The sequence below is a fragment of the Nostoc sp. MS1 genome, from assembly GCF_019976755.1.
GTDB lineage: Bacteria > Cyanobacteriota > Cyanobacteriia > Cyanobacteriales > Nostocaceae > Trichormus.
In genome coordinates this window covers 207,750-218,867 of the sequence record NZ_AP023441.1, presented here as the reverse complement: position 1 = coordinate 218,867, position 11,118 = coordinate 207,750, and the positions used below count along the sequence as shown (strand labels likewise).

The window sequence follows — 11,118 nt, the reverse complement described above, 5'->3', positions numbered from 1 at the left end:
ATTACTTTTCAGGCTGCAAAACTAAATAGGTAATCAATGGATTCAATCACCAACCACAAAAGCGCGATCGCTACTCCCAAACTAAGTAATGTTATATATTTGAGTAGTTTGTCTAAACGTAATTCCATCTGTTGTTGATATGTAGTAAATGCTGTATTCAGAGTTGTTAAATTCTTATCAAGTTTATTTACTTTCTGTTCTAATTCGTTAACATGGGATTTCCAATTACTACATGTCCCTGGTTCTTCATTGTCTTTAGCACAAATTTCTGTTGCTGCTTGTACTTCCCACAAAACACCTTGGTAATAAACTACATCGCCTGGGGAATATGTTCTTCCCTTTTGCCAAACTCCATAAAACTTATCTTCTTTTTTATTTAAAGTCGAGTCAATCAAATCAGCAAACTGAGTTTCTGATAGCCGACTTTTATTTTTGAATAAAATCTTTAAGTCGTAGCGATTCTTTAAACTTGTAGCAATAGTAGATAAACTCAACATAATATTAATTCAAAATTCAAAAATTGTTTTTGTGGACTACCCGTTAACCCAATTCCAAATTATCTAATGATTCATAACCCAAAATTCCCGAAGCCAATTTGGGCTGTTCTGCAACAGTATGTGCTTCTTGAATAATATGAGTTTGACCTGTGGTCGTTACGGAAACTGATGTAAGTACAGAGCGTGCAGTGGTGGCGATCGCTTCTTTAACATTGCGCTGTTTGTCATGGTGCATCTGAAAATTAACGACATAATCAACGTAGTATTGCTGTTCAATAAAATTGAGAATAGATGAACGATATATTGTGCCTCCTAAATTAATATCTGCGCCTTTATTAACTGTCCAAGGGGTCAAAAATTGAGTAATAGCTTGTTCTAAATCACGGCGATAATAGCCGAAGTTACTATTATATGGAGGTTTAAATTTCACCTCACACTCAACTTGAATATGCTCATATACAGGATTCACCACTCTAATATCTACCCAAGATGAACTCAGAGTAGCTAAATATTTCTCAATTTTTTCTAAGAGATTAATGTTAACTTTTGGTTCTAAATCGTTGGTGCTACTACGCTGCGATAAATCAGGAATCACTACTAAAGTTACAGCCCCCGGTACTAGTTCATATAACTGATTAGTTTGTCCTACCTTTCCATGATTAATGCAGCGAACTTTATAAATTTGGGGAAATTTTTCTAATACTAGCCGTTCATAATCAAAAATGCTCACAGCCCGCCCTTTATGGCGTAAGTGTTCGCTAATTCGGGTATAAAACTTCTCTGGTTTTTCCTTGATTTGTCCACCAAAAGAATTATATGGTTGTTCTACTTTTTTGATTTCTGGTATCGGTACAGCTAGTTTAGCGATGGTTTTTGCTGGTAAGGGTGTAGCTAAATAATTAGGATCGTTACCTGCGTCGATGAAAGTTACCCGCGCAGCTTGGGTATGTACATCAAGAATCTGACAAATCGCGCCACTACGAGCGGGAACAGTAGCTTTTATCCAATGCAAACTAGGGTCGAGAATGGTGGTTTTCTCTTTGCTGATGTCCCCCGGAATCCCCAGATTGACGATACCAGAAGTAATTAGCCCATTAGTTGTGTCGCTGACGATGCGATCGCTCAAGGATATCCACTTATTATCTTTGAGGTAATGCCATTGCACATTCACTTTTTCTAAAGCTGTATTTGCTGTTTCATCTGCTACTTGGAATAACAAGGGTAAGCTCGTAGGCGGTTCCAGGTTGGCTATTCCAATCAGCAACTCCCCCTCGTTGGTAAAGTTTGGTAAAAAGTCAGGCGTGTCATTTAATACAAATTCTGCAAATCTATCAAAGGGGTGGAGGTGGAATAATGTACAATCTCTTGCATCAGCAACAGCGTTGTAAGTTAGGGAAATAGATTGAATTACCGGGGTATAAGGTTCGTTGAGAATGACTGGTGCGACATTAGTACCGAGAGTATCACCAGGTTGCCATCGCTGGAAAGCGCTAGTTTTATCGTTTCCCTTAACTGTTACCACTTCATACACAGCACCATTGACATATTCCCCCGCCGCAAAATTTTTCGCTGAAGCCAAAGTTTGTAGCGCATATTTGCGGGGAAATTCTTCGTGTAGAAAGTTTTGTTTAAGGACGAAGCGCAAGAAACCGTTAGCAGTATCTAGGTTAAAGCTAGTTAATTCGTCAATTTTATCCCCAGGTATAGGTGTAGCGGCATTTCTGTTTACAAGAGTGCGCTCACCTACGGGCTGAAAAAGATTATATTCCGTAGGTAAGCCTTCCCCTGACCAATTGTGTTTTGTCAGTCGCTTCACATCAGCTGTAAACTTATCAAACTTTGGTTTATTACTATCTTTATCCCCATAATATCCACGATAATAATTTTCTAAATCAGCAGGTAATCCTTGCCAAACAACTTTCATTTTCAGCAAAGAAAGATTTTTTTGAAAAATTTCTTTACTCCCTACATAAAATGTTGAACCTACTACTGGTCTAGGGCCAAAAGGTTGGAATGGTTTACCAGGATTAATGGGGGATAAATCATTTTGTAGTAATAAGTTATGAATTTCTATATCCTTGGTGCTGATATTAAATTTAGTAATTTTTAAATCACGAAAATAGCTATAAGGTGATAAACCATTCACTAACACCTCATCTTTTAACTGCAATCTGGCAACAGGCAAATTGGTATTAAGTATCGCTCCTGGTAATTCTTGATGGTAAATACCGATAGGTTCCTGCTCGGCAGTTAAGGTAACTTCTAAGGTTAATGTTTCACCAATCAGGCTAGTTTCACTATTAGTTTCAATGGGGCGAATTTTTCCTAACACCCAATCTTTTTTACCACTAAAATTAACTGTAAAAATATTAGCTAACTCACTGACTAATACATCAGCAGGGGCGCGATTAAAAGTTAAGGTAAAAATAATAGTGCGCGTCCCTTCTTGGAGATAGAAAATATTCGAGGCGATCGCTAATCCCAAAACAGCGTGGTTGCGTGTTTGATCGCCAAAGGGTCGCCAAGTCTTGACAAACTGGTCTTTGGGGAAATCTCCACCTCTACCATCAAAGGAATTAGCAATAGGTGAAGCATACAAACCCAGTAAATTTTGGGGAATATCGCCAGTGACAATTTCTTGTGAGTTCAAAAATAGTCCTTGCAAACTGACGATCGCCGCTTTATGGACAACTGTTTCGGCATCAAGCTGGTAAAATATATCCACGCCACTAGCATCTTTACCAGCCGGAAAGCGCGTTGCGGCGCTGAGTTTGTATTCTGTTTGCGTTTTCGCTAATTCAAAGATTAAATGAGCGTGGTCTGGTTGGGCTGGGCGATCGCGCAAATACAACACTTGACGGTAAAAAAAGTCCAAATGTCTCTGGGTCATCCGATTCAGATCGTCTCTAGCTGGTCGCATCACTTCCCAAAAGGCAAAATATAAAGCCAGATGGGGTGGATGATCCTGTCTATCTGTCAAACTAGCTTTTAAATATTGCGGTGCTTCTTGAATAATTTGCCGATAAGTTTGAAATAACATCTGAAACACCGCATCTATTTCTGTACGCGGTTCTGATGTATCACTAAACCGCGTGCGATCGCCAGAGGAATCTGAAAGCAGATTCAGTCCAAACACTTTTTCAAAATCTGTGTAAAATTTCCCTTCTAAACCTTGGTTCCTTTCAAAAGACTGCATCCGCCGTAAAGGTTCTTGCAGATTAGTTTTCACCAATCCTTGAATAATCGATTTTAACGGCGTATAAGATTCTAAGTTTTTGTACCAATTAGCTATCGGTGTTAATAATTCGGACTTCCACAAATCCAGAATTGGTAGCAGCGTTGCAACTGACTGATTTTGAATAAAATCTGAGAACTTTTGCTGATATTTATCTTTAAATTTTGTCGCTTGTGTTTTACTAATCAAAGCGATTTGTATCGGTGTACTACTAGTAAAAAAGCCTTCCCAATTACCATCTTTCTGATTTTCTAACTTATAGTAATGAACCTGCTGACTGAGTTTATGAGCAAACACCAGAAAATCGGCCAAGTCGCCTTCGTCTATTTTGACGTAATCGGGCGATAAGGCTAAAACCTGTCGCTGGCGCTGACTTACCCCATCACGGATTAATGGATTTTTGGGTAAATTGGGGGGAATGCTCATGTTTTTTTCAATTACCAACTTCAGACAGCTATGTACTAGAATCAGCGATCGCGCTAACCTTTGGCGCTACAGGAAACTCGGTGGTTGCGGGTGGAACTGCTAGCAGATTACCACTAGCTTCTAGCAAATAGAAAGGATAGACAAAATTGAAGCGAGAATTAGTGCTGATAATGGTGTAGTCTAGGGTAATGTAAATTACACCTTGTATTTGGTCATCCAGTTGTAAATCTAATTGATTGAGCAGAATACGCGGTTCGTGATACAGAATTGCAATGCGGATAATTTCTTTGATACTACTAGCAACTGTAGGGCTAAAGGGTTCAAAGAGTAAATCATGAAGATTGCAGCCATAAGTCGGTTGCATCACCCGTTCGCCCAAGTTAGTAGACAAGAGGATTTCTAAACTCTGGCGGATGTCATCTTCAGCACTAACCAGTTGTACACCTTTAACAGCCGGATCAAAGGTGGGTGGAAATCCCCAACCAGTACCCAAATATGCGTCACTGCGTTCCCCCGCAGCGACAGAAATAAACACATCGCTCATTTCACCCTCCAATTAAAACATTAAACGCACCTATAACCATCGAGCCGCCATGAGCTGTAGTATCACCAATCCGCGCCGCCGGTTTTCCACCAATCAGCACAGTGGTCGATCCCATGACGATGCTATCTGGCGGGCCAGAGCAAGTGCAGGTATCCCCCAATACAGCAGCCGGCATCCCTGCAATCAAAACTTGCGGTACTCCTGGCCCGACCACCGGGCCGCCTACATGGGGTACAGGCGGCACACCAGGAGTCTGCATTGGGCAGACGTGCATATCATTAATACGAGCAGCAGGTTTTCCCATAATTTTTCAGTTGTCATTCAACATTAATTGATTTGCACCAAAGATCCCTTGAGAATGGCGATCGCACTTGTGGAAACTTCCGCCCCGGCGCTACCTTCGGCTTTAAATTGGGCGTTGGCTTTGACATTGACGTTTAAGCCTTGAATGCTGGTGTCTTGGGTGGCTTTGAGGGTTAGCTTACCTGTAGCTTCGATGGTGATGTCTTTGGGACTTTTCATGACGATACCGCTATCATTCATGGTCAGGGTATTACCGTTTTGGTCTTTCAAAGCAATACCTTTATCCTCATCAGAAATAATAATTTTGTTACTACCTGGGGTTTCCAGGGTGATGATTTTCTTTTCGTCATCAAATGTTACCTTCATTTGCGAACGGGTAAAAAAGCCTTTGTGATGATTTTCGTCAGAACCTTTCAAAGGTGCTGGGTTCTTGCTACTATTGAGCATCCCCAGTACAATCGCATCACGGGGATCGTCGTTGAGAAAGCCGAGAATCACTTCATCGCCAATTTCTGGGCGAAAGAACGAACCGCGATTATTCCCTGCATCTAAGGTGGCTATCCGCGACCAAATACCCTCACTTTGATTGTCGATAGTGGGGGCTTTCACTAAGATGCGGTCTTCGCCGTTGGGGTCATCTTGCAACTTGACTACTACCCCAATTTGCAAGCCGTTGACACCAGGAAGTAGTCCAGAGGCTGGTTTATCTACAATGTCTGTTTCCTGGTAAAACCACTGAAGTGACAAGCCAAGCTGTATATGTGTATACCATGCTCCGCCATTGAGTTCGTGACGAATCCCAGAGACGTAGGCTAGTCCGTTGAAGCGTTTTCCCAAGCCTTCCAACTCGATTAAGGTATCAGGTTTAGCATCAGGGTAGCCTTTGGTCTTGATTCGCGCCTGTATCTTAGCTAACCGACTTTTCAATAATTGGGCATCAGCCCAGGCTTTGAGTTCTGGTTCTTGTACCCGACCACTATGGCTTAATTCCCAAGCCTCCAGAGAAATTACCTTAGCCAAATCTTTCCCTGACAAGTTACCCTGTTTATTTACCGTCGGCTCAGTTCCTTCCATCTCCAGCAAGCTCTGGTCTTTGTAATTCCAAGATGTTGCTTTTGTTGCTGCATACTGTGAGCGAGCGTCCATTTCCGCTTCAAATTCCAGTATGTTGACACCATAGGTAAGGGTAACTAAGGGACTACCACTAGTATTTGGGGCTTTAATTGTGAGTTTACCCTTTTCTGCTAGGACAATCTGTCCATTGATTTCCGCCCGCGACAGGATAAAATCCCAATCAGTAGCGTAATATTGGACAATTTCGGGATATTTAATTTTAGTTGCTTCTATACTTTGACTAATGCCACTGTAATTGCTAATAATTTGGGCGATCGCTTCACTATCCTTAACTTCTGTAAAATATCGACTGTGACGACCAATAGTCAATTGAGTGACTTTATCTTTACACTCAAGTACCAGTATAGAATCGCCATTAGCACCCATCTTCAAGGAATGCTTGACAATTAGCCCTTTAAAAACCGTTTTATTATGACCATCGTAACCAAGCCCAATTTCCACTTCCTTTCCCGGAATCAGGTCAGGCCCCTCACTAGCCGCAAAGGTTTCTACATCCGCCGCACCATCACGTAATACTATACGCGCTGTTGGTACACGGTTAACTATATGGTTCACTGTCACAGACAACACTGTATAAGTGTTAGTAATTTCCTTACCATCAGAAAGCAACTCAAACGTAGCGACATCATAAATCGCATTTTGGGGAATAAGCAGGTCAGTCATACTTCAGTTTTCTCCAACGGCGGAAATCTCAAATCCTTGTTATCCATCAGACGGCGAAAATTCACCAGACCGTTGACTTTAGCAACCTGCAAATAATAAGATGGGTCGCCATAAATGCGATGAGTCATCAAGGGTAGAGTATCACCAGCTGTAACCTTACGTATATGGGTGACATCAGGCGATTGTTTCCCTTCTTTGCGGACACGACGCTGGGCTTCAATATAACTGACAAAGGTGGCACTAAGTTTTGCCCTCAAAGGTTTACCATCTGGAGCAAATAGGGTGTAGTTTATCTGTAAATCTATCAGAATACAATCAAAGCTATTTGTCGTCCCAAAGGAAAAGTTTCCCCACAGTAGACGGAGAAAGTTAGGTCTGTGAGTGTCACTCTGCATCGTGTAAACGACATTCAGAAGTTCTTGTACCTGTTTAGCTACGTCTTTATGAAATACATTAGGTTTACCCTTAATTGGTACTACACCAGTCCCATCAAAAGTAAAATCCAGCTTGATTTCTTCAGGTTTTGTAAATTTAAACTGTAAATCATTGCCTTGAGCGCCGATGTCTTGTGCAGCGTCGTATTCCACCTTAAACTTTTGGGAAAATTGCTCTGGATTAATCGGTAGATCAAATTCTCCATGTTTATTCTCAAATCGCTTGTCTTTATAAGCCTGGATTTTAACTTTAGTGAGTTCGCCCGTCACGTTGCTTCGCTCCGAATTAGAAATTCACTCATACCCTAGTTTACCGCTCAGATTTCTCTTTCAGGATGGCTAGAACCTGCTCTACACAAGTGGCTATAATGGCAGCTTGAACATCAGCATCAAAGTTGCCTACGTCTTGAGCATAATTTTGTTGCCCTCCTTCATTAATTGAGGCTTTAATCACCAGTTCTCTAATTTCTAATGGCATAAATTTGTCTTTTTTATCTAAAATATTTATCTCATTAATTATTCTTTTAAGATTTGCCTAGCATTTCAAAATAACTGTAATTTAACTCCAAAGATTCAATTGCAAGTGAATTTTCTTCAGCGTTAAATTCGGAAACAGACCATTTTTTTGGCCAAGCATTAATCACTTTCCAAGTTACTAACGGTGCGGTTGTTTGCGGTGCTTGATTTGCACCAGCCGACTGGACATGCAGCAAGCTCACCAATAAATCTATTGGTTTAATATCAAAGTTAAGAATAGCATCCATACACCACTTCACCATCTGGGAATCCTTAACTAAGCCACGCTTTAGCACTAGAGAGTCATACTTAGTACGCACTGGTAAGATATGTTCAAAGCGATTTTCACCGCCTTCTTTTAGGGTTTCAGTCTGCATATCGACACTCAAACCAGTCACACTCTGAAAGCGTGTCTCAACTACATTTTTATCGAGTCTTTCACCAGCAAATTGACCTTGAAAACTAACATCAAAAAAGAAACTTACCGGGGGATAACTATATGTCATAGCTAATACCAATTCAAAATCCAAAATCCTGCAAGATATTCCTATTTCTAGGGTTGTCAATGTCCACTATATTTATAGTTTGGTGAACAATCTCCAACTTCTCCAATTAATCGGAGATATAGGATTCCTACTTGATTTTTGAACAGATACGTAGATGTGTAGGGTGTGTTAGCGACAGCGTAACGCACTTAGCCTGATGCTTTGGGTGCGTTACGGCTTACGCCTAACACACCCTACATATACTTAGATTTCTTCAGAAATCGAATCGGATTCCTATAAAATTAATAAAATAAATCACTAACCATTTTGAATAGTTAGTCCTTCATGGGCAATTTCAATGGTTTCAATCGCCACTTCGTTACCATCACTTTTGAGATCGGTAGATTGTACCTTAGTCGGCCAGGCGTGTTTAACTTTCCAAACAACTACAGGTTCATGCTTTTCATTGAGCAAACTAACAGTTATATCACGACGCTCAATAGTATTTAAAGCTACCGTATTCCACCATTTATAAAAATCGTTATCAGCTTTAACAGTGCCTCGCTTCATCGTAATTTTGCTCAATTTCTGCATACCGGGCATATTCAGTTTGTGATATTCCTTCATGTTACCTTCCCGATATTCAATCATGTCGGTTTCTACTTCTAGCCCGGTAACTTCAGTAAATCCTAAGCGAGTACCGCCCCACTCTACTTGGAAATGAAACTTGGGTAAAGGATAATCTGCCATAAGTGCTTAATGTGTTGATGGGTTAATGAGAAATGTCTGTAAACAGTAGGGAATGGAATTAACTTTCCTGCATCTTATGAGAGAACTTCAGGATGATAAATTCCGCAGGACGTACTACAGCCATGCCAATCTCGATGATCAAGCGACCTTCTAGAATATCTAAGGCGGTCATGGTTTCATTCAGCCCCACTTTCACATAAAAGGCTTGCTCTGGTTTAGCTCCAGCTAACGCCCCAGCCCGCCATTGCAGAATTAAGAAGTTTTCGATCATTGCTCGCACTTTTACCCAAGTATTGGCATCGTTAGGATCGAATACAAAGGCTTCGGTGGCTTTCTTAATTGATTCTTCTGCCATGTTGAAGAAGCGACGGACTGATATATAGCGCCATTCGTTATCGTTACCTGCTAGAGTCCGCGCGCCCCAAATTAACGTACCTTTGCCAGTAAAAGCACGAATGGCGTTGATTGATTTACCACTAGTATCAACGTTGAGGTTGTCTTGCTGATCGTTGGGAATCTTCAGTGTAGGCTTGATAACTGAGGTGAGTGCAACGTTAGCTGGGGCTTTCCATACGCCACGGGTGTTATCAGTAGTAGCGTATTGACCAACTACCAAGGGTGAAGGGGGAAGGACTAAGGGCAATTGATCAATGGCTGCTTTGATTAGGGCATATTGAGTACCATCAGCACCAGGCTTAGTGGCGGGGTTGTAGGTAGCCATAGTATTATTATCACGATCCTCAGTCTCAGCAGCTCCATTCACGCTGCGGAAAATCTTCACTTTAGCTTCGTCGTAGAAGTAGTTGAAGATAGTTTCAATATTGGGGGTATAGATTGCGCCGTATTTCAGGTTATCTAAAGGTAGGCTTAATCCGCGAAATGTAGTTGCTGCATCGAGGATGGTTTGGGGTGGGGTCGGTAGTTTCAAATCCATGACTGTAAACCGATCCTGTAGCTTACCACATTGATTCAAAGCGTCACTCATCAAGGCAGCGTAGTCAGCGTCACTGAGGGCTTGGCTTTCCGGGAATACCAGCAGGGTCACTTCATCTTCTTTCGCAACTTCCGCCAAACCTTTTTGCAAGGCGGCTAATTCAATAGTGCCGGTCATGGCCCCGACGGAGACAATGTAGCAAGGACCACCCCCATTGCTAAAGAAAGCCTGCATGGCGTAATACAGATTGTTGGCATTTGGGGCGGTGATGCGGGCATTGGCTTTGCGCTCAATCAGATTATTGGCACTATCAGTGAAGTCTTGGATTACAACTTCAATCTTTGTTTCATCATTGGCTCGACCGAAAAATTGTTCATATTCCAGTAGGGAAGTGATCCTTACAACTACAGGCTCTTGTGCGACTTTGGCTGCTGCTGCTGCTGCTGCCACAGCCGTTTCTCTTGCTTTTCCTGGTTGTAAAGCATTCAATAATTTCTGTGTTGCCTTTGCGGCATCTGCTGCTTTTTGTGCGGCATTGTCTGCTTCTGTTTTTGCGGCATCTGCTGCTTTTTGTGCGGCATCTGCTGCTTCTTTTGCTGCTTTTTGTGCGTCATCTGCTGCTGTTTTTGCGGCATCTGCTGCTTTTTGTGCGGCATCTGCTGCTTTTTGTGCGGCTTCTACTGCTTTTTGTGCGGCATCGTCTGCTTTTTGTGCGGCTTCTACTGCTTTGTTTTTTGCGGCATCGTCTGCTGTTTGTGCTTCTACTGCTTTGTTTTTTGCGGCATCTGCTGCTTCTTTTGCGGCATTTGCTGCCTCTACTGCTTTTTGTGCGGCTTCTACTACTGCTGTTGTTTCTGTGGTATCTGCTGCTGTTTGTGCTTCTACTGCTTTGTTTTTTGCGGCATCTGCTGCTTCTTTTGCGGCATCTGCTGCTGTTTTTGCGGCATCTGCTACTGTGCTTAGATTTACTGCGTCTTTATCTGCTTCATCTGCTGCTTTTGCTTTTGCTTTTGCTTTTGCTTTTGCTTTTGCTTTTGCATCTGCCTCGACTTGCTGGTAATCAATACCTCTGACTATAGCCTGCTGAGTATAGCCAATAAAAGCGGGGATGGCAGTTTCAACTTGGGCGACAGAGGGCGGAAATTTAGATATTTCCTCGATGTAAACACCTGGAGTTTTGTATGTACTGGGCATAGT

At 41.8% G+C, this 11,118-nt stretch carries 10 protein-coding genes; all 10 read right to left on the bottom strand.

Going from position 1 to position 11,118, the window contains the following annotated elements; genetic code table 11:
* Positions 1-8: 8 nt before the first annotated feature.
* Positions 9-497: a carbohydrate-binding protein gene (locus NSMS1_RS00935; RefSeq protein ID WP_224090158.1), complete on the bottom strand. Its 489-nt coding sequence runs from the start codon at positions 495-497 to the stop codon at positions 9-11.
* Between the two features lie 43 nt (positions 498-540).
* Positions 541-4,158 carry a baseplate J/gp47 family protein gene (locus NSMS1_RS00930; RefSeq protein ID WP_224090156.1) on the bottom strand — a complete coding sequence of 1,206 codons (3,618 nt, stop codon included), beginning with the start codon at positions 4,156-4,158 and terminating at the stop codon, positions 541-543.
* Between the two features lie 28 nt (positions 4,159-4,186).
* Entirely contained in the window at positions 4,187-4,702 is a 516-nt protein-coding gene (locus NSMS1_RS00925; RefSeq protein ID WP_224090153.1) for a GPW/gp25 family protein, read from the bottom strand.
* A 1-nt stretch (position 4,703) separates the two neighbouring features.
* Positions 4,704-5,006, bottom strand: coding sequence for a PAAR domain-containing protein (locus NSMS1_RS00920; RefSeq protein ID WP_224090144.1), 303 nt, complete (start codon positions 5,004-5,006; stop codon positions 4,704-4,706).
* 23 nt (positions 5,007-5,029) lie between these two features.
* Positions 5,030-6,802, bottom strand: coding sequence for a type VI secretion system tip protein VgrG (gene vgrG, locus NSMS1_RS00915; RefSeq protein ID WP_224090142.1), 1,773 nt, complete (start codon positions 6,800-6,802; stop codon positions 5,030-5,032).
* Positions 6,799-7,506: a CIS tube protein gene (locus NSMS1_RS00910; protein ID WP_224090140.1), complete on the bottom strand. Its 708-nt coding sequence runs from the start codon at positions 7,504-7,506 to the stop codon at positions 6,799-6,801. The genes vgrG and NSMS1_RS00910 overlap by 4 nt, the downstream gene beginning before the upstream one ends.
* 40 nt (positions 7,507-7,546) lie before the next feature.
* Positions 7,547-7,714, bottom strand: a complete 168-nt coding sequence (locus NSMS1_RS00905) for a DUF5908 family protein (protein ID WP_224090138.1) — start codon at positions 7,712-7,714, stop codon at positions 7,547-7,549.
* Between the two features lie 46 nt (positions 7,715-7,760).
* Positions 7,761-8,258: a phage tail protein gene (locus tag NSMS1_RS00900; RefSeq protein ID WP_224090128.1), complete on the bottom strand. Its 498-nt coding sequence runs from the start codon at positions 8,256-8,258 to the stop codon at positions 7,761-7,763.
* A 297-nt stretch (positions 8,259-8,555) separates the two neighbouring features.
* Positions 8,556-8,987, bottom strand: a complete 432-nt coding sequence (locus NSMS1_RS00895; protein WP_224090118.1) for a phage tail protein — start codon at positions 8,985-8,987, stop codon at positions 8,556-8,558.
* A gap of 58 nt (positions 8,988-9,045) precedes the next feature.
* Positions 9,046-11,115: a phage tail sheath family protein gene (locus NSMS1_RS00890; protein ID WP_224090116.1), complete on the bottom strand. Its 2,070-nt coding sequence runs from the start codon at positions 11,113-11,115 to the stop codon at positions 9,046-9,048.
* Between the last annotated feature and the right edge of the window lie 3 nt (positions 11,116-11,118).